The organism is Stenotrophomonas sp. OVS01A (assembly GCF_019969775.1).
Lineage (GTDB): Bacteria > Pseudomonadota > Gammaproteobacteria > Xanthomonadales > Xanthomonadaceae > Stenotrophomonas > Stenotrophomonas indicatrix.
In genome coordinates this window covers 668068-689703 of record NZ_JAHXYV010000002.1, presented here as the reverse complement: position 1 = coordinate 689703, position 21636 = coordinate 668068, and the positions used below count along the sequence as shown (strand labels likewise).

Here is a 21636-nt window from a genome sequence, read left to right as displayed (position 1 = left end):
TTCCGCTGGTCGAGCACGCCCGACGCTGCAGGGGAATCAATCCGGTGCGTTGAACCGCGCGCGCACCTCGGCGGTCACCGCAGGCATGGGCACGAACCGAGGCTGCGCTCGCACCCGCTGCAACCAGGCCCGCACCTGCGGGAATGGATCCAGTGCGATGCCACCGTCGGCGGCGACATCGGAATAGGCAAACAAGGCGATATCGGCGATACCGTAGTCATCGCCGGTGAACCACTGCGCCTGGCGCAGATGTTGCTCCATCACCGCCAGCGCGCTGGCAGCGCGCTCATGCAGGCGCGGCAGTTCAGCACGGCGTGGCGAGTCGGCCGGTGTCCAACCGCGGATGAAGCGTGCCACCGCCACGCAGGGTTCATGCGTGTACTGCTCGAAGAACATCCAGCTCAATGCCTGCGCACGCTGCCAACCGTCAGCGGGAAGATACGGCGTCCCCTCGGCCAGCCAGAACAGGATCGCATTGGACTCGGTCAGCACGCGGCCATCGTCGCGCACGATCAACGGCACCTTGGCATTGGGGTTGAGAGCGAGAAATTCCGCGGTATGGGTCTGGCCGTGGGCACTGTCCACCTCCACCCAGCGGTAGCGGCTGCCAAGCTGTTCCAGCAGCAGGCGCACCTTGTGGCAATTGCCCGAGACCGACATGCCATGCACCGTCAACGCAATGCGTTCTTCCACCATTGCCTGCTCCAGGGAGGTCCCGGCCTGCAGCCGGCTGTCCGCAGTCTGGCAAGCAGCTTGGCGATTGCCAAGCGCGGGTGCAGCATGGCGATTCGGTCGTGCCGGCCGCTGGCCGGCAACCTTGATGCAGCTGGATTCGTGCGATTGCCGGCCAGCGGCCGACACTACCGAACAGCGCTCAGCGTGCGCGCTGCTGCCACTGCCCGCGCGATTGCCCCCAGATTTCCAGCGGCTTGCCTTCATAGGGCGGTGGCAACTGCCCCATGCGCAGCAGCGTACTGCCGAGCTTGCGTGCAACCACCTTCGAATTTTCGTTGTCTTCGGCGATGGTGTGGATCACCTCATCCCAGTCCAACGTATCGAACGCCCAGTCGATGGCTGCGATCGCCGCCTCCGGTGCGTAGCCCTTGCCCCAGCTGGCCCGGCGGATGCTCCAGCCGACCTCGGTGCCGGGCCAGTCCTGCGGCTGCCACGGCCCCATGCGGCCGATCCATTCACCGCTGGATTTCTCGATCACGCTGAACATCGAGAAGCCGAACAGCTGCCATGCGCCGGCCAGGCTGCAGAAGCTGCGCCATGCCACCGAGGGTGCCTGCACACCGCCCAGCGTGCGCATCACCTCCTCATCAGCGCAGAACGCCAGATAGGGGGCGTAGTCCTGCCGCTGCGGCGGACGCAGGATCAGGCGTTCGGTTTCGATGCGCAGGTCGAAGATGCTCATGGCGTCATGGTAGAGCCACACCACGCGTGGATGAACCCCACCCATAAAAAAACAGGCCAGCAGCGGCTGGCCTGTTCGTTACCGATGTTGCCGGAGAATTACTGACGGTTCGCGGTCGCGTCGCCGGCTGCAGCCGTCTGGGTGACCAGCTGCCCATCCACCACCGGCAGGCGATCGCTGGCCGGCTTGTTGTCCATACGCACGGTCTTCTCTGCGCCGTCGTAGCGGTAGGTCACGTTGTAGCCCTTGACCACGTCACTGGTGCCCATGGCAATGCGGTTGCCCGGCTTGCTGCCCATGCGCATGGTGCCGGTGGTGCCGTCTTCATTGCGGTAGGTCACGTTGTAGCCGGTGACACGGCTCGACTCGGAGGTCGCCGTTTCGGTGTGGCACTGGCGCTCGGTGCGGTTGACCACACGGCCACCCACATGGCGCTTGTCGACCTGGTTGCCGATGAAGCCACCGGCCACGGCACCGGCAGCGGTCGCGGCCTTCTTGCCATTGCCGCCACCCACCTGGTTGCCCAGCAGGCCACCGACCACGGCACCGACCACGGTGCCACCGACGTTGCCATCACGCTCGGGCAGGCGTTCCTGCACCACCACGTCCTGGCAGACCTCATGCGGGGTCTGGGTGGTGGACGTCTCGCGTACCGGATCGGTGCCGATCACGGTGGCATAGGCCTTCTGCTTCTCGGTGATCGGATCGACCTTCAGCACATCGGCGTATTCCAGGCCACGCGGCGCACTGGCGTCCACTGCGTCGCCACGTGCGCCATCGTCGGTGGCATTGCCATCGACCAGGCGCGATTCACTCGGGTTTCCGGCGCTCAGCTGCTCCGGCGACTTGTCGCCGCTCTTCATGAAGGCGGCGGTGGCGATACCACCGACCAGCAGCGCGCCCGCTGCGACCAGGACAGTTGTAGTTGTGCTTTTCATGACCTGCTCCTTGCGGACCGTCCGCAACGTTCTCAGGCCAGATTGCAGCATGCGGTGCCTGAACGGAATCTCCACATTTCCTGCTCACCGCCGTAACCCATTCAGCATCTGGAAATGCTGGGCCCGTGGTAGCGTTTGCACATTCCCCAGGAGGACCTCCGCCATGGCCAACCCGATGCTGCTGCCGGTCCTGCAATGGGCGCGCCGGCTGCGCTACCCCACCCTGTTCAAGCTGACCGCCGGCCTGTTCGCGCTGACCCTGTTCATCCCCGACCCGATTCCGTTCGTCGACGAACTGATGCTGGGCTTGGGCACCCTGCTGCTGGCCAACTGGAAGAACCGCAGCGCGACCACGCCACCGCCCCTGGAGCAGCGTTGAACCTGCTGGTCGACAGCCACTGCCATCTGGATGCCAGCGAATTCGATGGCGACCGCGCGGCGGTCATCGACCGCGCGCGCGCTGCCGGCGTGCAGTGGCAGGTGGTTCCGGCGGTCACTGCGGCCAGCTGGCCAAAGCTGCGCGAGGTCTGCCAGCAGGCGACGGGGCTCTATCCCGCCTATGGCCTGCACCCGATGTTCCTGGACCAGCACCGGCCCGAACACCTGCCGCAGCTGCGTGAATGGATCGAACAGGAGCGGCCCTGCGCGATCGGCGAATGCGGGCTGGACTTCTTCGTCGAGAGCCTGGATGCCGAGGTCCAGCATGAGTATTTCCTCGGCCAGCTGACGCTGGCGCGCGAGTTTGACCTGCCGGTGATCGTGCATGCCCGCCGTGCAGTGGATGCGGTGATCAGCGCGATCCGTCGCATCGGTGGCCTGCGCGGGGTGGTGCACAGTTTTTCCGGCAGCCCGGAACAGGCCGCACAACTGCACAAGCTGGGATTCCTGCTTGGCCTGGGCGGACCGTTGACCTACGAGCGTGCGCAGCGCCTGCAGCGGCTTGTCCGCGAGATGCCACTGGAGCAGTTGCTGCTGGAGACCGATGCGCCGGACCAGCCCGACGCGGGTATCCGTGGCCAGCGCAACGAGCCGGCGCGGCTGGCGGTCATCGCCCGCCACATCGCCGCACTGCGCGGGATGGAACTGGACACCGTGGCGCAGGCCACCACGGACAACGCACGGCGGCTGTTCAACCTGCCCGCCTGACCGGTAGCGCCGGGCCCTGCCCGGCGGCATTGTGCTGGTCGCGCTGTGCGCTCGCCGGACATGGCCCGGCGCTACCGATCACGCGTCGGCGTGATCCTCGGCCACTTCGGCCTTCACCTTCTTCGGCTCCAGCAGCATCTCCAGCGCCTTGCCCACGGCCGCGAACGCAAACGCGCCGGTGATGTGGGTGGCCGCGCCCAGGCCAGCGCCGCAATCGAGCTTCAGGGCCGCATCCGCGCCCAGGTTCGGCCGCAGGCCACAGACGCTGCCGTCGGCCTGCGGATATTTCACGTTTTCCAGCGAATACACCGCCGGCACGCCGAAATAGCGCTTGGCATTCTTCGGGAAGTTGAATTCGCTGCGCAGCTTCTTGCGGATCAGCGCCAGCATCGCGTCATGCTCGGTGCGCGAGACATCGCGGATGCGCACCAGGGTGGGATCGGTACGGCCGCCGGCCGCGCCGACGGTCAGCAACGGCAGCTTGCGGCGGCGGCACCAGGCGATGGTTTCCACCTTCACCCGGAAGCTGTCGCAGGCATCGATCACCAGGTCGAAACCGCGGTCCAGCAGTTCGGCCATGTTGGCCGGGGTCAGGAACGCCTGCACAGCGTCGACCTCGATCTGCGGATTGATCGCCCGGCAGCGCTCGGCCATGGCCTCGGCCTTGTTGCGGCCGTAGTTGCCTTCCAGCGCCGGCAGCTGGCGGTTGGTATTGGATACGCAGATGTCATCGGCATCGATCAGGGCCAGATGACCCACCGCCGAGCGCGCCAGCGCCTCCACCACCCACGAGCCGACGCCGCCCATGCCGACCACGGCAACACGGCTGCCCTGCAGGCGCTCGAGCGCGCCGACGCCATACAGCCGTTCAATACCGGCAAAGCGTTGTTTGACCTGTTCGTTCATCGGGCTATTTTAACGTGCAGGTCCCCTGACTACAGCACGACGACGCCGAACCCACCGTTGCACGCCCGGAGCGCCCGCCATGAGTGCCAGCCCACCCCGCCGCCCGTCCACCGCCTACCGCTATCTGTTCGTGCTCGGCCTGGGCCTGCTGATCGGCCTGATTGCCACGGTGATGGTCGGCCGCGCACTGCAGGCACGCCGCGATCCGTTCCCGGACAGCCTGATGCAGGTGATGCAGCGGCAGGCGGATCTGCTGCAGCAGGCTCAGCAGCAGAACCGCTGCAGCCTGGCCGACAGCGTCCCGCGCCTGCAGGTGCTGCGCCTGCTGTCCAACGATCTGGACCAGGCCTTCCCCGGATTGAAGGACAGCCGGCAGTTCCAGCAGCACGCCAGCCAGTACCGGGCCGATCTCAATGCGGCATTGGCCAGCCCGCCCATCGACTGCAACGCGTTGGCGCAGCAGGTCCAGGCACTGCAGGACGATTGCCGGGCCTGTCATCAGGACTTCCGCTGATTCATCTTCGAGTGGGTGAAGGCCGAGGTGGTTGGCGCCTTGTTCACGTTGGAAAGAGGAGGATTCGCTCACCCTGCTGCATGACGCAGTACCACCCAACGCACCCGCCTTCACGGCCAGGAGATGCCCCATGAAGATCCAGCTCATCGCCGCCAGTGTCATCGCAACCGTCGGCCTGGCCGGCTGTGCCACCTCGCCGGGCTACGGCGGTGGTGGTTACAACAACGGCGGCTACAACAACGGCGGCTACGGCAACAACTCCGGTTACAACCAGGGCCGCTGCGCCGACTGCGGCATCGTCACCCGCATCAATGCCGTGCAGTCCGGCCGTACCGCGCCCTCCGCCACCGGCGCGATCCTCGGCGGTATCGTCGGCGCGGTTGCCGGCCATGAGATCTCCGACCACACCGGCGGCAGCCGCGGCAACAAGAACATCGCCGCCGCCGCTGGCGCCGTGGGTGGCGCATTGGCCGGCAACCAGATCCAGAAGAACGTCACCAGCGATACGTATGACATCAGCGTGCGCATGGATGACGGCCGCACCATCGTGGTCAACCAGCGCGACCTCGGCGGCATCCGCGAAAACACCTATGTCCGCGTGGTCAACGGCAAGGTCATCCTGCGCTGAACCGCAGCGGGCCCCGGCCGATCAGAACCGGAGCAACAAAAAAAGGCCCGCTTGCGCGGGCCTTTTTCATGCCGGCAAGCGGCAGGTATTACGCCGGCTGGACCTTGTCAGCCTGCAGGCCCTTCTGGCCCTGCACCACTTCAAAGCTCACAGCCTGGCCTTCCTTGAGGCTCTTGAAGCCCTGGGTCTCGATGGCACGGAAGTGCACGAACACATCCTCGCCATTCTGCCGGCTGATGAAGCCGAAGCCCTTGGCATCATTGAACCACTTCACGGTACCGTTCTCGCGATCAGCCATCTCACTAACTCCCTTTGACTCTCTACTTGTTGTTGGATACGCCTGTTGGGCGGCTGACAAGCAAGGGGGAAGCGAGGTGCATCGATGCAGCGGATCGGAACGATCTTGCTTCATCAGGCCACGATCCACGGTGACCTTGCCAAGCTCAGCGACTGCAACTTAACCCGACCAAAACGAAAAAGCAACTGGCAAAAACCTTTCACTGTCAACCCCAAAAAGACAACCATACTGGACAGCATGGACCTCTCATTCATCTTGTATCTGCTAGCGGTCATTTTTGTCCTCATCGGCATCGCCGGCATCGTCCTGCCGGCCCTGCCGGGCATCCCACTGGTCTTCATCGGGCTGGTGCTGGCGGCCTGGGCAGACGGCTTCGTCCATGTCGGCTGGCCCACCCTGCTGATCCTCGGCGTGCTGACCGCGCTGTCGCTGCTGGTCGACGTGCTGGCGACCGTGGTTGGCGCCAAGCGCGTGGGCGCCAGCCGCAAAGCGCTCTGGGGCACCTTCATCGGCAGCATCGTCGGCCTGTTCTTCATGCCGATCGGATTGTTCGCCGGGCCGTTGCTGGGCGCGCTGCTGGGCGAGTACTGGCATACCCGCGAGCTCGGCCGCTCGACCAAGGTCGGGCTGGCCACCTGGCTTGGCATCCTGCTGGGCCTGGCGCTGAAGCTGGCGCTGGTGATCGCGATGCTGGGCCTGTTCGCCTTCGCCTGGTTCCTGTGAGCCATGCGGCCTTCACGCAGCGCGCACGCACACGCCGGGCATAAACCCGTGGGGCTGGCCGTTACCGGATGCAGCCGCCACACTGTCCCTCTTTCCGCATTCATTCCGAAGGGCCTGCTGCAATGACCCTCTCTCCGTTGTTTCCCCGCCTTGCACCGCTGGCGTTGGCCCTGGCCAGCGCGCCTGTGGCTGCCCAGGAATTCGCGCCCAGCGCCGAAGCCTCGCCGGCCGCCTGCGCGGCCATCACGACCGATGCTGCCCGTCTGGCCTGCTACGACCGCCAGTTCGGGCGCACGCCTCAGGCCACCGCCGAAGCTGATGCGGCCGCCGAAGCCGCCGCACAGGCACGTCGCGAGCAGCGCGACACCACGCGGGTGAGCCAGGGCGAGGAGAAGCTGCGCGAGCGTGTCAGCGATCTGTTCCGGTCCGAAGCGCCGGACAGCGCACTTGCCAATGCCGGCCGCGGTTCGCTGCTGGACAGCCGCTGGGAACTGGCCGAGGACTCCAAGCTGGGCCCGTTCCAGCTGCGCGCGTACAAGCCTGTCTACCTGCTGCCGGCATTCTGGACCAGCGACCGCAACACCATGCCGCACTCGCCGAACCCGGCCAACAGCGTGACCACCCCGCAGGTGCTGGACAGCGCCGAGCTGAAGTTCCAGATCAGCTTCAAGACCAAGATCGCCGAGAACCTGTTCGGCGACAACGGCGACATCTGGGCGGGCTATACCCAGAGTTCGCGCTGGCAGGCCTACAACGGCGAAGACTCGCGCCCGTTCCGCGAGACCAACTACGAGCCGGAAGTGATGATGGTGTTCCGCAACGGCTACTCGATCGGTGGCTGGCGTGGGCGGATGACCGGCATCAGCCTCAACCACCAGTCCAACGGCCGTGCCGATCCGCTGTCGCGCAGCTGGAACCGGGTGATCCTCAACGTCGGCCTCGACCGCGAGAACTGGGCACTGGTGCTGCGTCCCTGGTACCGCATTCCCGAGACCCGCAGCGACGACAACAACCCGGACATCGAGGACTACATGGGCCGCGGCGACGCGACCCTGACCTGGAACCACAAGGGTCACGAGGTCTCGTTGATGGCACGTCATTCGCTGCGCACCGGTGACCGCTCGCACGGCGCGCTGCAGCTGGACTACGGCTTCCCGATCAGCAACCTGCTGCGCGGCCATGTGCAGATCTTCGACGGCTATGGCGAGAGCCTGATCGATTACAACCACAAGGCGACCTACGTCGGCGTGGGCGTGTCCCTGCTGGAGTGGTTCTGATGGATGTGACGATCTGGCACAACCCCGCGTGCAGCAACTCGCGCGGGGCGCTCCAGCTGATCCGCGACGCCGGCTTCGAACCGGTGGTGATCGACTATCTCGGCAGCCCGCCCGACGTGGCCACGCTGCGCCAGGTACTGGCCGAATCCGGCCTGGCCGCGACCGGGCTGGTGCGCAGCAAGGAACCCGAGTTTGCCGCACTGGGTCTGCAGGGAAGCGATGACGACGCCCTGCTGGCCGCGATGGCCACCCACCCACGGCTGATCAACCGCCCGGTGGTACGCACCGCGAAGGGTACCCGCCTGTGCCGGCCACCGGAAACGGTGCTGGAGATCCTGTAACCCGCCCCGCTTTGGTAGAGCCGAGCCATGCTCGGCTGCGGTTCGCGTGCCACCCGTGAATGCAGCCGGGCATGGCCCGGCTCTACAGAACGGGTTACCGCCAGTCGGTGATACCTTCGCGGCGATAGACCTCGGCGAACGCCGGGCGCGCCTTCAAGCGATCCGCATACGCCTTCAATACCGGCCAGTGGTCGCTGGGCGTGGGCATGTTGCGTGACCAGCGCATCAACATCACCAGCATGAAATCGACCACGCCCGGCGCATCGCCGAGCAGGTAGGGATCGCCGTCCTGCAGGTGTGTGGCAACGTGCTGCCACGCTGCCTCCAGCTGCTGCCGTGCCATCGTACGCACCGCCTCGATGCACTCGCCACCCGCTGCTTCATGCGGATAGAACCAGGCGCGGTATGCCGGCTGCACGGTGTTGGCGCACCAGAACATCCAGCGATAGGCCTCGCCGCGTTCCGGTGTGCCGACGGCAGGCAACAACCCTGCCTGCGGATGACGGTCTGCCAGATACAGCGCGATCGCGGCCGCCTCGGTCAGTACCTGGTCGTCGATCAACAGGGTCGGCACCCTGCCCGCCGGATTGAGCGCCAGGTAGCCAGCTGATTTGTGCTCGCGCGTTTCGAAATCGAGCAGCACCAGCTCGTGCTCGATGCCGAGCTCGATCAGCAGCCAATGCACCACCAACGAGGCGGTGCTGGTGGAACCATACAAGGTGGTGCGCATAGGACCTGTCCTGGGCGGGGAACGGCTGATTATGCGCGCTGTCCCCGGCGTGGTCAGCCGCAGGTGCTCATGCAGGTATCACGACGCTCGCCGCAGCCCATCATCGGTGCGCGCAGCGTGCAGTCGTGCGCCTTCAACTCGCAGGAACGGCGCAGTTCCGGATGCTCGATGTCCTTGCAGCGCTGGTCCGGCGTCGGTGCCACCTGCTGCTCGCAGCTGGACTGGCGGCTGCCGATCCCCTGGCCTTCGGCCATGCAGCTGCGATAGCTGGCCTGGCACTGCATCTGGCACTGGGCACCGGCGCTGAAGCCGCCCCCACCGCCATACGACGAGGACGACGTACTGCAGCCGGCCATGACCAGCAGGGTGACAAGGGAAAGGCTACGCAACAGGTTCACAGGACGCTCCTTGTTCAATAGACCGGAAGACTGCCAGAAGAACGGGTTTCGCTCACCGATCCGCCGCAGTCGAGTACACACTGCGCCCGGGTCGCATCGCAGGCGCGCGTGTTGACTGCGGTGGCGCAGTATGCGCCGGCGCCACGTGCGCCCTCGCAACGATGCCGCATCTTCTCGTCAGCGATGTCACTGCATCTGTCGATGACGCGCTCCTTGTCCGACTGACAGCTCTGCTGCGCCATCTCGGCCATCGAACGTGCCTGACCCGCGCACTGCATGTGCCGCTGCGTACACCCCGCTGCACACACGCGGCCGGCCTCGCTGGTGGGTTGCTTGACGTAATACTGCGGCGCGCAGCCCACCATCAAGGCAAGGGCGACTGCGGCGAAAACATTGCGTATTCCTTGACGCACAAACAGCTTCCCTTGCCTGGCAACGTGCACACCCTAGCAAAGCCGCGCGGTTGCAATCGTTAAACGAAGAACGGCGCCACCCGGGCGCCGTTCTGAAATCGGACGGGCGTGGTCGACGCCGCGCCGATCACTCCACCACGACAGGAATCTTGCCGATGCGGGCCTGCCACTCGCGCGGGCCGGTCTTGTGCACCGACTCGCCGGTGGAATCGACGGCCACGGTCACCGGCATGTCTTCCACGGTGAACTCGTAGATCGCTTCCATGCCCAGGTCCGCAAAGCCGACGACCTTGGCCGCCTTGATCGCCTTGGACACCAGATAGGCCGAACCACCGACGGCCATCAGGTAGGCCGACTTGTGCTTCTTGATGGCCTCGATCGCGGCCGGACCGCGCTCGGCCTTGCCGACCATGCCCAGCAGGCCGGTCTGTGCCAGCACCTGCTCGGTGAACTTGTCCATGCGGGTGGCGGTGGTCGGACCGGCCGGGCCTACCACTTCGTCGCGCACCGGATCGACCGGGCCGACGTAGTAGATGAAGCGCCCCTTCAGATCGACCGGCAGTTCCTCGCCCTTGTTGAGCATGTCGACCATGCGCTTGTGCGCGGCGTCGCGGCCGGTCAGCAGCTTGCCGTTGAGCAGCAGGGTCTGGCCCGGCTTCCAGCTGGCCACGTCTTCCGGGGTGATCGTGTCCAGGTCCACGCGGGTGCCCTTGGACGCGTCGTAGGTCAGCTTCGGCCAGTCTTCCAGCGACGGCGGATCCAGCATCACCGGGCCGCTGCCATCCAGGGTGAAGTGCGCATGGCGGGTGGCGGCGCAGTTCGGGATCATCGCCACCGGCAGGTTGGCCGCGTGGGTCGGGTAGTCGTTGATCTTGATGTCGAGCACGGTGGTCAGGCCCCCCAGGCCCTGCGCACCGATACCCAGTGCGTTGACCTTCTCGTACAGCTCCAGACGCAGTTCCTCGATGCGGTTGGACGCACCACGGGCCTGCAGCTCGGTGATGTCGATCGGCTCCATCAGCGCTTCCTTGGCCAGCAGCATCGCCTTCTCGGCAGTGCCGCCGATGCCGATGCCGAGCATGCCCGGCGGGCACCAGCCCGCGCCCATGGTCGGCACGGTCTTCAGCACCCAGTCGACGATCGAGTCGGACGGGTTGAGCATGGCGAACTTGGTCTTGGCTTCCGAGCCACCGCCCTTGGCGGCAACGATCACCTCCACGGTGTTGCCCGGCACCACCTTGACGTTGACCACGCCAGGGGTGTTGTCCTTGGTATTGATGCGCTTGCCGGCCGGATCGGCCAGCACCGAAGCGCGCAGCTTGTTGTCCGGGTACAGGTAGGCGCGGCGGATGCCTTCGTTGGCCATGTCCTCCACGCCCATGGTGGCGTCATCCCAGCGCACGTCCATGCCGATTTCCAGGAACACGGTGACGATGCCGGTGTCCTGGCAGATCGGCCGATGGCCTTCGGCGCACATCCGCGAGTTGATCAGGATCTGCGCGATCGCCTCCTTCGCTGCCGGCGACTCCTCGCGCTCATAGGCGGCGGCAAGGTTCTTGATGTAGTCGACCGGGTGGTAGTACGAGATGTACTGCAGCGCGTCGGCGACGGACTGGATGAGGTCTTCCTGCTTGATCGATGTCACGGATTGCTCGCTTGCTGAAGGCTGGCGGGGGTAATCCGCCCATTTTACCCCCTCCCTCGACCGTGGGGTGGTGGTGCCGGCCGCTGGCCGGCAAGATCCGACCCTGCCCTCTGTCACGCTGCGCCCCGCTGGCGCGTCCTTGCCCACATGAACGCCGAAACCACCTTCCAGACCCACCGCCCACGCCTGATGGCGCTGGCCTACCGCCTTCTTGGCAGCCGCAGCGACGCCGAGGACGTGGTCCAGGACGCCTGGCTGCGCTGGGCCGGCAGCGATTCGGCCGCCATCGTCGACCCCGAGGCCTGGCTGGTGACCACCACCACCCGGCTGGGGCTGGACCGGCTGCGGGCAGCCAAGCGTGAACGCACCCACTATGTCGGGCCGTGGCTGGCCGAACCGCTGGCGATCACCCTCGAACCCGACCCGGCGCCCGGCCCCGCGCAGCTGCACGCGCTGGCCGACGACGTCTCCGTGGCCTTCCTGACCCTGCTCGAACAGCTCGGACCGGAGGAGCGCGCCGCCTTCCTGCTGAAGGAAGCCTTCGACCACGATTACCGCGAAATTGCCGAGCTGATCGGCCACAGCGAGGCCAATTGCCGCCAGCTGGTGCACCGGGCCCGGCAGCGCCTGCAGTCTGGGCGGCCGCGCTTCAATGCCGATGCCAGCCAGCACCGGCAACTGCTGGCGCGCTTCATGGACGCTTCCCAGCGTGGCGACAGCGAGGCCATCCAGGCGCTGCTGCATGCCAACGCGCTGCTGGTTTCCGATGGCGGTGGCGTGGTCACCGCGGCGGTGCGACCACTGCGGGGTGCCGAGCGTATCGGCCGCCTGTACTGGGCCATCGCCCGTCGCGGCGCGGCGCAACCGGCACAGCTCGGCTACGTCAATGGCGAACCGGCGATCCTGCGTTTCGAAGGCGACCACCTGCACTCGATCACCACCATCGAGGTGGTCGATGGCCGCATCGCCAATCTCTACAGCGTGCTCAATCCGAACAAATTGCCGTCGGTTGTCACGCGCGGCGATGCTGCGGCGTCCTTGTAATGAAAGGCGGCCACCGTGGCCGCCGTGGAGCCGAAAATGTCCGACCACGCCTCTCCCCGCGTTCCCTACACCCGCCTGGCCGCCGAGGCCTTCAAGGGCCTGCTGGCCACCAGCAAGGCAGTGCATGACAGTTCGATCGATCCGACGTTGATGGAACTGGTATTCCTGCGCGTTTCGCAGCTCAATGGCTGCGGCTACTGCATGGACATGCACGGCACCGCGCTGCGCAAGGGCGGCATCGAACCGCGCAAGCTGGATACGCTGCCCGCCTGGCACGAAAGCCGCTTCTTCGACGACCGCGAGCGCGCGGCGCTGGGCTGGGCCGAGGCGCTGACCCGGTTGACCGATGGCGCACCGTCGCAGGCGGCGTTCGATGCGCTGGCACCGCACTTTGATGAGAAAGGCATCAGTGACCTGAGCATGGGCATTGCAGTGATCAATGCCTGGAACCGGCTGGGGGCTGGGCTGCTGCCGCCGCTGCCGTAAAAGAGGCCAGCCCGGTGGGTCAGGTTCCTGCAGCTGCTGGTAGGTGTCGACCTTGGTCGACACGGTAGATCCACGCCATGCGTGGATGTGGTTGGGTCGGACCCCTTCGCAACGCGAACGGATCCGACCCCGGCGCCCACACGGCTGCCCTGACCCCACCTGCACGTATCAGGCGCGCACAATGGCGGCATGCCCGCCTCTCCCATTGCCGGCGCTGCCGGCGCCAAGAAACCCAGCCTGCGCCAACGCTTCAAGGCGATGCGCAACCTGCCGCCGTTCCTGCGCCAGGTGTGGCAGACCAGCCGCGCACTGACCCTGGCCAGCCTCGGCCTGCGCCTGATCCGTGCGCTGCTGCCGGTGGCGATGTTGTACGTCGGCAAGCTGATCATCGATACCGCCCTGCACCTGAGCCAGCACGGAGCCGGTTTTCCGCCGATGGGCGAGGCGCTGTCCAGCGGCCTGCTCAATCCACTGCTCGGCCTGCTGGCACTGGAATTCGGCCTGGCGATCGCCTCGGACCTGCTCGGTCGGCTGGTCAGCTACGCCGATGCGCTGTTGTCGGAACTGTTCGCCAACGCCACCAGCGTGCGCCTGATGGAACATGCGGCGACCCTGGACCTGGAGGATTTCGAGGACCCGGACCTGCAGGACAAGCTGGACCGTGCGCGGCGCCAGACCATGGGCCGGATGAACCTGATGAGCCAGCTGTTCGGCCAGGTGCAGGATGCGATCACCGTTGCCAGCCTGGCCGTCGGCCTGCTGGTCTACGCACCGTGGCTGATCCTGCTGCTGGCGCTGGCGCTGGTGCCGGCCTTCATCGGCGAGTCGCACTTCAATGCGGCCGGCTACAGCCTCAACTTCCTGTGGACGCCGGAGCGCCGCCAGCTGGACTACCTGCGCCAGCTCGGTGCCAGCGTGGAGACGGCCAAGGAAGTAAAGATCTTCAACCTGCACCGGTTCCTGGTCGACCGCTACCGCAGCCTGTCGGCGGCACTGTTCCTGGCCAACCGCGCGCTTGCCCGGCGGCGGGCGTTCTGGGGCACGCTACTGGCCGCGCTGGGCACGCTGGGCTACTACACCGCGTATGCGTATATCGCCTGGCGCACGGTGCGTGGCGATTTCTCGATCGGTGACCTGACCTTTCTCGCCGGCAGCTTCCTGCGCCTGCGCCAGTTGCTGGAAGGCCTGCTGATCGGGTTCTCGCAGGTGGCCAGCCAGGCGCTGTACCTGGACGACCTGTATTCGTTCTTCCAGATCGAACCGGAAATCCATTCGCGAAAGGACGCGGTGCGCGTGCCGCAGCCGATCCGCGAGGGCTTCGTGTTCGAGGACGTGGGCTTCCGCTATCCCGATGCCGAGCAATGGGCCGTGCGCCACCTGGATTTCCACCTGCACGCGGGCGAAGTACTGGCGCTGGTCGGCGAGAACGGCGCGGGCAAGACCACTCTGGTCAAGCTGCTGGCACGCCTGTACGAACCGGACGAAGGCCGCATCCTGCTGGATGGGCGCGACCTGCGCGACTACGACCTGGACGACCTGCGCGCCAATCTGGGCGTGATCTTCCAGGATTTCGTGCGCTACAACCTCAGTGCCGGCGAGAACATCGGTGTCGGCCAGGTCGAAGCGATGGACGACCGCGCGCGGATCTCCGATGCCGCCCGCCGCGGCATGGCCGAGGAAGTGATCGCTGCCCTGCCCGGCGGCTACGACCAGCAGATCGGCCGCCGCTTCCAGCAGGGCGTGGACCTGTCCGGCGGCCAGTGGCAGAAGATCGCCATCGCCCGTGCGTGGATGCGCGACGCACAGGTGATGATCCTGGACGAGCCCACCGCGGCACTGGACGCCCGCGCCGAGTTCGAGGTGTTCCAGCGGTTCAGGGAATTGGCGGATAATCGTACGGCAGTGCTGATTTCCCACCGCTTCTCTTCAGTACGCATGGCCGACCGCATCCTGGTGCTGGCCGATGGCCGGATCGAAGCCAGCGGCACGCACGAGCAGCTGATGGCACAGGGCGGCCGCTATGCCGAACTGTTCGAACTGCAGGCGGCCGGTTATCGCTGAGAACGCCTCTCGTTCCGTCTAATGAGAACCTGTCTCATTTGAGATAGAATTGTCCCGACGACTTCCGATAGATACGCCCATGTCCTCCGCTTTCGGCGCCGAAACGGTGCTTGAGGTCCGCCACTGGACCGACGCCTACTTCAGCTTCACCCTCACCCGTGACAGCGGTTTCCGCTTCGAGAACGGCCAGTTCGTGATGATCGGCCTGGAGACCGATGCGCGGCCGCTGCTGCGCGCGTATTCCATCGCCAGCGCCAACTGGGAAGAACAGCTGGAATTCTTCAGCATCAAGGTGCAGGACGGTCCATTGACCTCGCGCCTGCAGCACATCAAGCCAGGCGACAAGGTACTGGTCGGCAAGAAGCCCACCGGCACCCTGCTGATCAGCGACCTGCACCCGGGCAAGCACCTGTACCTGCTGGGCACCGGCACCGGCCTGGCGCCGTGGCTGTCGGTGATCAAGGACCCGGAGACCTACGAGCGCTTCGACAAGGTGATCCTGTGCCACGGTGTGCGCTACGAAAAGGACCTGGCCTACCGCGATTATTTCGAGAAGGAACTGCGTGAGCATGAGTTCCTGGGCGAAATGGTCGGCGACAAGCTGCTGTACTACCCGGCGGTGACCCGCGAGCCGTTCCCGAACCAGGGCCGCCTGACCTCGCTGATGGAAAGCGGCGAGATGCAGCGCACGCTCGGCCTGCCCGAGCTGAGCCCGGAAAACGACCGCGCGATGATCTGCGGCAGCCCGCAGATGCTGGCCGACCTGCGCACCGTGCTGGACAGCCGTGGCTTCCAGACTTCGCCGCGCATCGGTACGCCCGGGCACTACGTGTTCGAGCGCGCGTTCGTCGAGAAATAAGCCGCCTCGGTAGCGCCGGGCCATGCCCGGCGGATATCGGTCGCCGGGCATGGCCCGGCGCTACCGGTCAAAGCAGCGCCTCGATGCCGCCGCGCAGCTGCTCCGGCTTGGTGGTCGGCGCATAGCGATCCACCACCTGGCCCTGGCGATCGACCAGGAACTTGCTGAAGTTCCACTTGATGCGGGCGATACCCAGCAACCCGCGCTTCTCATGAGACAGCCATGCCCACAGCGGGTCGGCACCCTCGCCATTGACCTCGATCTTCTGCGACAGCGGGAAGCTGACCGGGTAATCGATCGAACAGAACTGGCGGATCTGCGCGGCATCGCCCGGCTCCTGCGCGCCGAACTGGTTGCAGGGAAATCCGATCACCACCAGGCCGCGATCACGATAGTCCTGCCACAGCTGTTCCAACCCGGTGTACTGCGGGGTAAAGCCACAGCGGCTGGCCACGTTGACCAGCAGCAGCGGACGGCCCTGGTACTGCGCCAACGCCTGCGGCTGGCCTTCAAGGTCACGGAAGCTGAAATCGTAGGCAGTGGTCATGGCGGATGGCCGTGGGCGGTGATTGCATGGTACCCGGGCAGCCACCCAAGGGGTGGCCCTGCTGCGGGGTGGCTTTGCCAACATGCCTTTTGACACAAGTGCGGGCGCGCCGGGCCGGGTTACCCTCGGGCCCTTGTTTGCCTTACCGGAGTATCGACCTTGACCACCCGCCTTGCCCTTGCCGTGGCCATGACCCTCGGCCTTGCCCTGCCCGCCTATTCGGCCAGCGCCGCCGCCCCGGCCACCGCTACCAATGCCCAGCAGGCCAATCCGTTCTTCGCCGACAGCCCGCTGCCGCTGCATTTCCCGCAGTTCGACAAGATCAAGGACAGCGACTTCGCCCCGGCCTTCGACGCCGGCATGGCGCAGCAGCTGAAGGAAGTGGAGGCGATCGCCAACACCAAGGCCAAGCCGACCTTCGACAACACCATCATCGCCCTGGAAAAGAGCGGTGACACCCTGGACCGCGCGACCACCGTGTTCTTCAGCCTGGTCGGCGCCGACACCAACGACACCCGCAAGAAGCTGCAGGCCGACTATTCGGCGAAGTTCGCCGCGCACAGCGATGCGATCGCGCTGAACGGCAAGCTGTTCGCGCGCATCCAGGCGCTGTATGACAGCCGCACCACCCTCGGCCTGGACGCTGAAGGCGTTCGCCTGGTCGAGAAGTACTACGACAACTACGTGCGCGCCGGCGCCAAGCTGTCCGAGGCCGACAAGACCAAGCTGAAGGAAATGAACGCCGAGCTGGCCAACCTCGGCACCAAGTTCAGCCAGAACGTGCAGTCGGAAGTGAACGCTTCGGCGATCACCGTCAACGACGTCAAGGAACTGGACGGCCTGTCCAAGGAGCAGATCGCCGCTGCCGCCGAAGCCGCCAAGGCCCGTGGCCTGGACGGCAAGTACGTGATCACCCTGCTCAACACCACCGGCCAGCCGCCGCTGACCAACCTGGCCAACCGTGCCCTGCGCCAGAAGATCTACGAAGCGTCCACCACCCGCGGCAGCCGCGGCGGTGAGTTCGACAACACCGCGCTGGTCGCGCGCATCATGCAGCTGCGCGCCGACAAGGCCAAGCTGATGGGCTTTGCCAACTTCGCCGCCTACAACCTGACCAACCAGACCGCCAAGACCCCTGAAGCGGTCAATGCGATGCTCGGCAAGCTGGCCCCGGCCGCGGTGGCCAACGCCAAGCGCGAAGCCGCCGACCTGCAGGCAATGATCGACCAAGAACAGAAGGCCGCCGGCAAGCCGACCTTCAAGCTGGAGCCGTGGGACTGGGCCTTCTACAGCGAGAAGGTGCGCCAGGCCAAGTACAACTTCGACGAATCACAGCTGAAGCCGTACTTCGAGATGAAGAACGTGCTGGAGAACGGCGTGTTCTTCGCCGCCAACCAGGAATTCGGCCTGACCTTCAAGCAGCGCACCGACCTGCCGGTCTACCACGATGACGTCACCGTCTATGACGTGTTCGATGCCGACGGCAGCCAGCTGGCGATCTTCATCTTCGACCCGTACGCACGCGCCTCCAAGCGCGGCGGTGCGTGGATGAACTCGTACGTCTCGCAGTCCAAGCTGACCGGTTTCAAGCCGGTGGTGGCCAATCACCTGAACATCCCCAAGCCGCCGGCCGGCCAGCCGACCCTGCTGACCTGGGATGAAGTGAGCACCACCTTCCACGAGTTCGGCCACGCCCTGCACGGCATGTTCTCGAATGTGAAGTATCCGTACTTCTCGGGCACCGCGGTGCCGCGCGACTTCGTCGAGTTCCCCTCGCAGGTCAACGAGATGTGGGCCGACAACCCAGCCATCCTGAAGAACTACGCCAAGCACTACCAGAACGGCTCGGTGATGCCGCAGGCACTGCTGGACAAGGTGCTGGCCGCGGCCAAGTTCAACCAGGGCTTTGCCACCACCGAATACCTGGGCGCCGCCATGCTCGACCAGCGCTGGCACCAGATCGGCCCGGACCAGGTGCCGGCCGCCAAGGACGTGATGGCCTTCGAGCGCGCCGCGCTGGAGAAGGACGGCATCTACTACGCGCCGGTTCCGCCGCGCTACAGGACCCCGTATTTCAGCCACATCATGGGCGGCTACTCGGCCGGCTACTACGCCTACATCTGGTCGGAAGTGCTCGACGCCAACACCCAGAAGTGGTTCCGCGACAACGGCGGCCTGAGCCGCAAGAACGGCGACCACTTCCGCGCGACCCTGCTGTCCAAGGGTGGCAGCGTGGATGCGATGCAGCTGTTCCGCGATTTTGCCGGCCACGAGCCGCAGATCGAACCGCTGCTGGAAAAGCGTGGCCTGACCGGCACCGGCAACTGATCGCCGGCACCGCATAGCGTGAAACGAAAACCGCCCGGGAGACCGGGCGGTTTTTTTTTCGCCGGGGCGGACCTGGCGCATTGCCGATGCTGGCCTTTTACCCGCTGTCGCATTCGCCTCTTGCCATGACGTAGGTGCAAGAAGATGGCCGCGTCATATACCCCTCATTCAGCCCGATACAGCAGTTCGCGACACCGCTTGTCGCAAATCAAATGGAGTTGTCAGGAGAAGATCATTCCACGACGAAATTTGACAGTGGCCCCAGAACGCGCGGTGCCGCTTGTGGCCCACTCGGCCCCGACCGACCACGGAGGGAGGCGAGCACAGGAGGTGCGAACGCCAGTCAATCGTCCTGACTTCCCGTTGTGAAAAAACATGAAAATGCGCTTCAAAGCTCCCTTGCTGTCTGCCAGCGTGCTGGCTGGCATCGCAATCTTTTCTGCATCCCAGGCCATGGCTGCAGGACGTGCGTACGACACGCAGGAGGTTGCCTGCAACGATCCGGCAGATGCGGTCTGTCTGTCGTGGAACCTGCAGACCGCTCCGGGCGGATCCCGCACGGCCGGCATCAATGTGACGCTGATGGAGGGCGAGAGCATTTCCGGCGTCGTCAAGCCCAAGGCAAACCGGTACACGACGACCAAGCTGCGCGCCAATCCCGACCTGGACATCTACATTGGCATGGGCTTTGAACCCACCGAGACGCAGTTCACCTGCAAGGTCGATGAGCTCGAGGAATGCCGCATGAGCGGACGCAATCTGCCGCCGATGCACTTCAAGGTCAGAGCCCGAACCGACACGGCCAACACGTCGTTGGGATACGTCTACACCGTCGCCAACTGACGCAAGGGTGATGCCGCAGCAGCCCGGCAAGACGGCGGGCTGCTGCGGTTGCGCGCCTCCGCCGGCGATCACCGCGGCGCTACATATCCCCCGGGCACGCCCTCCGGCGACAGCACCAGCTGCCACAGCTGCGCATGCCGGCAGCGGAAGCTGGCCATCGATCCGGCCAGATAGAAACGCCACATGCGCCGGAAATGTTCGTCATAGCGCGCGTCCAGCCGCGGCCACGCCGCTTCCACGTTGCGCCGCCAGGCTTGCAGCGTCAGGTCGTAGTCGGTACCGAAGTTGTGCCAGTCCTCCAGCACGAAGCGCCCTTCGAACGCCCGGCTGATCTGCACCGCCGACGGCAGCATCGAATTGGGAAAGATGTAGCGGGCGATCCACGGATCGGTGCGGTGACGCGAAATGTTGCTGCCGATGGTATGCAACAGCAGCAGTCCCCGCGGCGAGAGGCAGCGCCGGGCCACGTCGAAAAAGCTGCGGTAGTTCTTGTCGCCCACGTGTTCGAACATGCCGATCGAAAAGATCGCATCGAAAGGTTCATCAAGTTCGCGATAGTCCTGCAACCGGATCTCGATCGGCAGGCCAGCGCACAGCTTGCGGGCGAAGTCGGCCTGCTCCTGCGAGATGGTGATGCCCACGCCACTGACACCGTATCGTTCGGCGGCGAACTTCAGCGCCTCGCCCCAACCGCAGCCGATGTCGAGCACGCGTTGCCCGGGACGCAGCCCCAGCTTGCGGCACACCAGGTCCAGCTTGGCTTCCTGCGCGCCATCCAGATCGTCGGCATTGCGCCAGTAACCACAGCTGTAGACCAGGCGCTGGCCAAGCATCGCCTGGTACAGGTCATTGCCAAGGTCATAGTGGCGGCGGCCGACTTCGTAGCTGCCCGCCCCGGACTGCAGGTTGAACAGGCGCGCCTTCAAGGCGTCGGCCACCTCGCGCCAGCCGTGCACCCGTTCGTCCAGGTGCGCCTGCATCAGGTGGTACAGGAACTCGTCGAGGACGTTGGCATCCCACCAGCCGTCCATGTAGCTCTCGCCCAGGCCGAGTGACCCGTGCGCGATGACCCGCGCGAAGAAACGCGGGTCATGCACCTGGATATCCTGCGGCCGGGTTCCATCGATCTGGACCCCGGCCTCGTGGAGCAGGCCGGTGACCCGCTCCTGCAACCCTGTATCCACGTCACCTCCTCGTCTACGGTTACCCGCGTGCGAACAGCTCCACGTAGTCCTTGGCCACGTGTGGCAACAACACCGAAGCCGGCACATCGGCGGTCTGGGTGCCGTCCGAGTATGGACCCACCTGGTAGGGCGGGAACACGAAGCGCAGCGCGGTGATCTGTCCCTTGTCGTCGGTCAGCGGCTGGAACTGGCTGAAGTTGTCGGCCTGCGGACCGGTGCCGTCGGCGATCATCCGCGAGGCATTGCGCAGCGATTCCTGCAGCTGCGACGGGTCCATGTCCTCGCCGCTGAGGCGGGTGGCCACACGCTCGCGCAGCTGGTCGGCGACGAAATCGCTGATCGCTTTCCATCCCTTGGCATCGGCCACCAGCTTCTCGGCGCTCAGCATCTGCTGCTGCGCGGGCAGCCACACGAAACGAGCAACCAGCGGTTCGCCATGGGCGCCGCCGGTGTAGCGGCTGCCGTCGGCACTGACCACCACCAGCTGCGGCGTCTCCAGCAGCTTCTCGAAGCTCAGCGACAGCTCATAGGGCATGGTCGGCTTGTCGTTGCCCAGCCCGTCCAGCGCCTGCTGCAGATCGCTGCGGGCGGAGGTGGCATAGGCCTGCAGCGCGCGTGCCAGGCCCGGATAACGATCGATGCCCGCCGGGTAGCTGATGCCGACCACTTCACGTTCGTTGTTCTCGATCACATCGCGCAGATCCAACGGCGCTTCCGCCGCGGGTGCCTCGGCGGTGCCGGTGGTTTCGGCCGCAGGTGCGGCATCGGTGGCCGGAGCCGCCTCGTTCTCGCGCTGGCAACCGGCCAGCAACAGCACGCCCATAGCGCCGGCCAGCACGCTGGCGTGCAGTGGCCGGTTGTTTCCAATCTTCATCGGGATCCCCTGTTCATGTTCATGCATCATCGCCTG

Annotated in this window: 25 protein-coding genes; 13 read left to right on the top strand and 12 right to left on the bottom strand. The window is 65.6% G+C overall.

Annotation, left to right across the window (positions count from 1 at the left end):
• Window positions 1–36: 36 nt before the first annotated feature.
• From LC407_RS11980 to LC407_RS11970, 3 genes are all read right to left on the bottom strand, one after another.
• Complete coding sequence (locus tag LC407_RS11980) at window positions 37–696, bottom strand: glutathione S-transferase family protein (protein ID WP_025876778.1); 660 nt, start codon at window positions 694–696, stop codon at window positions 37–39.
• Between the two features lie 178 nt (window positions 697–874).
• Entirely contained in the window at window positions 875–1417 is a 543-nt protein-coding gene (locus tag LC407_RS11975; protein WP_105164360.1) for a GNAT family N-acetyltransferase, read from the bottom strand.
• 98 nt (window positions 1418–1515) lie between these two features.
• Window positions 1516–2355, bottom strand: a complete 840-nt coding sequence (locus LC407_RS11970) for a glycine zipper 2TM domain-containing protein (RefSeq protein WP_025876774.1) — start codon at window positions 2353–2355, stop codon at window positions 1516–1518.
• Between the two features lie 163 nt (window positions 2356–2518).
• On the opposite strand from LC407_RS11970, the gene LC407_RS11965 reads away from it, so the two are divergent.
• Window positions 2519–2734 carry a DUF6116 family protein gene (locus LC407_RS11965; protein ID WP_080148438.1) on the top strand — a complete coding sequence of 72 codons (216 nt, stop codon included), beginning with the start codon at window positions 2519–2521 and terminating at the stop codon, window positions 2732–2734.
• Window positions 2731–3501, top strand: a complete 771-nt coding sequence (locus tag LC407_RS11960; RefSeq protein WP_223482870.1) for a TatD family hydrolase — start codon at window positions 2731–2733, stop codon at window positions 3499–3501. Before LC407_RS11965 ends, LC407_RS11960 begins: the two co-directional genes overlap by 4 nt.
• A gap of 78 nt (window positions 3502–3579) precedes the next feature.
• Here the strand turns inward: LC407_RS11960 and LC407_RS11955 are convergent, their stop codons facing one another.
• On the bottom strand, window positions 3580–4407 hold the full coding sequence (locus tag LC407_RS11955; protein WP_025876770.1) for a tRNA threonylcarbamoyladenosine dehydratase: 828 nt from the start codon (window positions 4405–4407) through the stop codon (window positions 3580–3582).
• Between the two features lie 79 nt (window positions 4408–4486).
• On the opposite strand from LC407_RS11955, the gene LC407_RS11950 reads away from it, so the two are divergent.
• Window positions 4487–4921 (top strand): cytochrome c, encoded by a 435-nt coding sequence (locus tag LC407_RS11950; protein ID WP_025876769.1) that lies wholly within the window; start codon window positions 4487–4489, stop codon window positions 4919–4921.
• Window positions 4922–5051: 130 nt separating this feature from the next.
• Entirely contained in the window at window positions 5052–5549 is a 498-nt protein-coding gene (locus tag LC407_RS11945) for a glycine zipper 2TM domain-containing protein (protein ID WP_033831530.1), read from the top strand.
• Between the two features lie 88 nt (window positions 5550–5637).
• Here the strand turns inward: LC407_RS11945 and LC407_RS11940 are convergent, their stop codons facing one another.
• The gene (locus LC407_RS11940) at window positions 5638–5847 is read right to left on the bottom strand and encodes a cold-shock protein (protein WP_025876765.1); all 210 of its coding nucleotides are present in this window, start codon (window positions 5845–5847) and stop codon (window positions 5638–5640) included.
• Between the two features lie 237 nt (window positions 5848–6084).
• On the opposite strand from LC407_RS11940, the gene LC407_RS11935 reads away from it, so the two are divergent.
• From LC407_RS11935 to arsC, 3 genes are all read left to right on the top strand, one after another.
• On the top strand, window positions 6085–6570 hold the full coding sequence (locus LC407_RS11935) for a DUF456 domain-containing protein (RefSeq protein WP_033831531.1): 486 nt from the start codon (window positions 6085–6087) through the stop codon (window positions 6568–6570).
• Window positions 6571–6692: 122 nt separating this feature from the next.
• Window positions 6693–7847, top strand: coding sequence for a phospholipase A (locus tag LC407_RS11930; protein WP_032951931.1), 1155 nt, complete (start codon window positions 6693–6695; stop codon window positions 7845–7847).
• Window positions 7847–8188, top strand: a complete 342-nt coding sequence (gene arsC, locus LC407_RS11925) for an arsenate reductase (glutaredoxin) (RefSeq protein WP_032978833.1) — start codon at window positions 7847–7849, stop codon at window positions 8186–8188. The genes LC407_RS11930 and arsC overlap by 1 nt, the downstream gene beginning before the upstream one ends.
• Window positions 8189–8282: 94 nt before the next feature.
• On the opposite strand, the gene LC407_RS11920 is transcribed toward arsC, so the two are convergent.
• The 4 genes from LC407_RS11920 to LC407_RS11905 all read right to left on the bottom strand — a co-directional run bounded on the left by LC407_RS11920 (window position 8283) and on the right by LC407_RS11905 (window position 11374).
• On the bottom strand, window positions 8283–8918 hold the full coding sequence (locus tag LC407_RS11920) for a glutathione S-transferase family protein (RefSeq protein ID WP_223482869.1): 636 nt from the start codon (window positions 8916–8918) through the stop codon (window positions 8283–8285).
• Window positions 8919–8971: 53 nt separating this feature from the next.
• Window positions 8972–9316, bottom strand: a complete 345-nt coding sequence (locus tag LC407_RS11915; protein WP_032978830.1) for a hypothetical protein — start codon at window positions 9314–9316, stop codon at window positions 8972–8974.
• A gap of 14 nt (window positions 9317–9330) precedes the next feature.
• Window positions 9331–9567 carry a hypothetical protein gene (locus LC407_RS11910; protein WP_223482868.1) on the bottom strand — a complete coding sequence of 79 codons (237 nt, stop codon included), beginning with the start codon at window positions 9565–9567 and terminating at the stop codon, window positions 9331–9333.
• A 289-nt stretch (window positions 9568–9856) separates the two neighbouring features.
• On the bottom strand, window positions 9857–11374 hold the full coding sequence (locus tag LC407_RS11905; protein WP_025876754.1) for a fumarate hydratase: 1518 nt from the start codon (window positions 11372–11374) through the stop codon (window positions 9857–9859).
• Between the two features lie 147 nt (window positions 11375–11521).
• Here LC407_RS11905 and LC407_RS11900 point away from each other — a divergent pair, with 147 nt between their 5' ends.
• From LC407_RS11900 to LC407_RS11885, 4 genes are all read left to right on the top strand, one after another.
• A complete protein-coding gene (locus LC407_RS11900; RefSeq protein WP_223482867.1) occupies window positions 11522–12418 on the top strand; it encodes an RNA polymerase sigma-70 factor in 897 nt (298 codons plus the stop codon).
• A gap of 36 nt (window positions 12419–12454) precedes the next feature.
• Entirely contained in the window at window positions 12455–12904 is a 450-nt protein-coding gene (locus LC407_RS11895) for a carboxymuconolactone decarboxylase family protein (protein ID WP_032978827.1), read from the top strand.
• 189 nt (window positions 12905–13093) lie between these two features.
• The gene (locus tag LC407_RS11890) at window positions 13094–14965 is read left to right on the top strand and encodes an ABC transporter ATP-binding protein (RefSeq protein ID WP_025876751.1); all 1872 of its coding nucleotides are present in this window, start codon (window positions 13094–13096) and stop codon (window positions 14963–14965) included.
• Between the two features lie 79 nt (window positions 14966–15044).
• Window positions 15045–15824, top strand: coding sequence for a ferredoxin--NADP reductase (locus LC407_RS11885; RefSeq protein ID WP_049466610.1), 780 nt, complete (start codon window positions 15045–15047; stop codon window positions 15822–15824).
• A gap of 67 nt (window positions 15825–15891) precedes the next feature.
• On the opposite strand, the gene LC407_RS11880 is transcribed toward LC407_RS11885, so the two are convergent.
• A complete protein-coding gene (locus tag LC407_RS11880; RefSeq protein WP_025876749.1) occupies window positions 15892–16371 on the bottom strand; it encodes a glutathione peroxidase in 480 nt (159 codons plus the stop codon).
• A 159-nt stretch (window positions 16372–16530) separates the two neighbouring features.
• Here LC407_RS11880 and LC407_RS11875 point away from each other — a divergent pair, with 159 nt between their 5' ends.
• Complete coding sequence (locus LC407_RS11875; RefSeq protein ID WP_223482866.1) at window positions 16531–18699, top strand: M3 family metallopeptidase; 2169 nt, start codon at window positions 16531–16533, stop codon at window positions 18697–18699.
• A 375-nt stretch (window positions 18700–19074) separates the two neighbouring features.
• Window positions 19075–19542, top strand: coding sequence for a hypothetical protein (locus LC407_RS11870; RefSeq protein ID WP_154231509.1), 468 nt, complete (start codon window positions 19075–19077; stop codon window positions 19540–19542).
• A gap of 68 nt (window positions 19543–19610) precedes the next feature.
• Here LC407_RS11870 and cfa read toward each other — a convergent pair whose 3' ends face one another.
• Both cfa and LC407_RS11860 read right to left on the bottom strand, forming a co-directional pair.
• Window positions 19611–20726: a cyclopropane fatty acyl phospholipid synthase gene (gene cfa / locus LC407_RS11865; protein WP_059064639.1), complete on the bottom strand. Its 1116-nt coding sequence runs from the start codon at window positions 20724–20726 to the stop codon at window positions 19611–19613.
• 19 nt (window positions 20727–20745) lie between these two features.
• A complete protein-coding gene (locus tag LC407_RS11860; protein WP_105165031.1) occupies window positions 20746–21627 on the bottom strand; it encodes a DUF3298 and DUF4163 domain-containing protein in 882 nt (293 codons plus the stop codon).
• Window positions 21628–21636: the final 9 nt, after the last annotated feature.

Excerpts from the sequence above, each read along its gene's own strand:
- LC407_RS11895 (WP_032978827.1), top strand. The coding sequence starts at position 12,455 with ATGTCCGACCACGCCTCTCCCCGCGTTCCCTACACCCGCCTGGCCGCC.
- LC407_RS11900 (WP_223482867.1), top strand. The coding sequence starts at position 11,522 with ATGAACGCCGAAACCACCTTCCAGACCCACCGCCCACGCCTGATGGCG.
- LC407_RS11860 (WP_105165031.1), bottom strand. The coding sequence starts at position 21,627 with ATGCATGAACATGAACAGGGGATCCCGATGAAGATTGGAAACAACCGG.
- LC407_RS11920 (WP_223482869.1), bottom strand. The coding sequence starts at position 8,918 with ATGCGCACCACCTTGTATGGTTCCACCAGCACCGCCTCGTTGGTGGTG.
- LC407_RS11970 (WP_025876774.1), bottom strand. The coding sequence starts at position 2,355 with ATGAAAAGCACAACTACAACTGTCCTGGTCGCAGCGGGCGCGCTGCTG.
- LC407_RS11975 (WP_105164360.1), bottom strand. The coding sequence starts at position 1,417 with ATGAGCATCTTCGACCTGCGCATCGAAACCGAACGCCTGATCCTGCGT.
- LC407_RS11945 (WP_033831530.1), top strand. The coding sequence starts at position 5,052 with ATGAAGATCCAGCTCATCGCCGCCAGTGTCATCGCAACCGTCGGCCTG.
- LC407_RS11885 (WP_049466610.1), top strand. The coding sequence starts at position 15,045 with ATGTCCTCCGCTTTCGGCGCCGAAACGGTGCTTGAGGTCCGCCACTGG.
- LC407_RS11910 (WP_223482868.1), bottom strand. The coding sequence starts at position 9,567 with ATGGCCGAGATGGCGCAGCAGAGCTGTCAGTCGGACAAGGAGCGCGTC.
- LC407_RS11955 (WP_025876770.1), bottom strand. The coding sequence starts at position 4,407 with ATGAACGAACAGGTCAAACAACGCTTTGCCGGTATTGAACGGCTGTAT.
- LC407_RS11965 (WP_080148438.1), top strand. The coding sequence starts at position 2,519 with ATGGCCAACCCGATGCTGCTGCCGGTCCTGCAATGGGCGCGCCGGCTG.
- LC407_RS11980 (WP_025876778.1), bottom strand. The coding sequence starts at position 696 with ATGGTGGAAGAACGCATTGCGTTGACGGTGCATGGCATGTCGGTCTCG.
- arsC (WP_032978833.1), top strand. The coding sequence starts at position 7,847 with ATGGATGTGACGATCTGGCACAACCCCGCGTGCAGCAACTCGCGCGGG.
- LC407_RS11940 (WP_025876765.1), bottom strand. The coding sequence starts at position 5,847 with ATGGCTGATCGCGAGAACGGTACCGTGAAGTGGTTCAATGATGCCAAG.
- LC407_RS11890 (WP_025876751.1), top strand. The coding sequence starts at position 13,094 with ATGCCCGCCTCTCCCATTGCCGGCGCTGCCGGCGCCAAGAAACCCAGC.
- LC407_RS11935 (WP_033831531.1), top strand. The coding sequence starts at position 6,085 with ATGGACCTCTCATTCATCTTGTATCTGCTAGCGGTCATTTTTGTCCTC.
- LC407_RS11870 (WP_154231509.1), top strand. The coding sequence starts at position 19,075 with ATGAAAATGCGCTTCAAAGCTCCCTTGCTGTCTGCCAGCGTGCTGGCT.
- LC407_RS11880 (WP_025876749.1), bottom strand. The coding sequence starts at position 16,371 with ATGACCACTGCCTACGATTTCAGCTTCCGTGACCTTGAAGGCCAGCCG.
- LC407_RS11950 (WP_025876769.1), top strand. The coding sequence starts at position 4,487 with ATGAGTGCCAGCCCACCCCGCCGCCCGTCCACCGCCTACCGCTATCTG.
- LC407_RS11930 (WP_032951931.1), top strand. The coding sequence starts at position 6,693 with ATGACCCTCTCTCCGTTGTTTCCCCGCCTTGCACCGCTGGCGTTGGCC.